The 607-nt window shown below is 55.4% G+C and carries 2 protein-coding genes; both read left to right on the top strand.

The window, feature by feature from the left end; all coding sequences use genetic code 11:
• Positions 1-125 (top strand): DUF5837 family cyanobactin class RiPP (locus P5674_RS25635; protein ID WP_315670468.1); only part of this gene is annotated, 125 nt, incomplete at its 5' end.
• A 337-nt stretch (positions 126-462) separates the two neighbouring features.
• A partial coding sequence (locus P5674_RS25630) for a microcyclamide/patellamide family RiPP (protein WP_315670467.1) occupies positions 463-607 on the top strand: 145 nt, incomplete at its 3' end.

Below are 607 nucleotides of genomic sequence, written 5' to 3'. Positions count from 1 at the left end.
TTCCTTCGGGTCAACTGCCTAGTGCTTTGGCTGAATTGAGCGAAGAGGCGATCGGTTCCCTGGCCCTGGCCTCGGGACTGCCTGGGATGCCTTGTTTTTGTTCCTATGAGGGTGACGACGAGTAGTCACGGTTGATTTTACCACAGACCAAATCGATCCTCAAATCGGCTGTGGAGTCAGTCAGGGCACTGGGTTCGCCTCGATGAATTGACGGGCAACCCTCGATACCTCGGGGCTTTCCGATACCTGGCACGCGGTTGGGGTGGAGGGAGCATCACTCCCTCTGCCCCTCTTCCCCCGACCTAGAGTTTTGTTGGACGGAATTGGGTGCTACCTCAAACGAGAATTTTCGTGCCGCGCTCACGGCTACCGGGCAGCACAAACAGGCTTCTTGACAATAAGAAGGGACTGACCGCCCTAAGCGGTCAAACTGTAAACCTAACAAATGAGTGAAAAACTCCAATGGATAAGAAAAACATCACCCCCAACCCCCAACAGCCCGTTGACCGCGTTCCTTCGGGTCAATTGCCTAGCGCTTTGGCTGAATTGAGTGAAGAGGCGATCGGTTCCCTGGCCCTGGCCTCGGGACTGCCTGGGATGCCTTGTT

Source organism: Limnospira sp. PMC 289.06 (assembly GCF_032350395.1).
Classification (GTDB): Bacteria; Cyanobacteriota; Cyanobacteriia; order Cyanobacteriales; family Microcoleaceae; genus Limnospira; species Limnospira platensis.
Note: the sequence above shows the minus strand (reverse complement) of the source record. Positions and strands in the feature narration are given on the sequence as shown.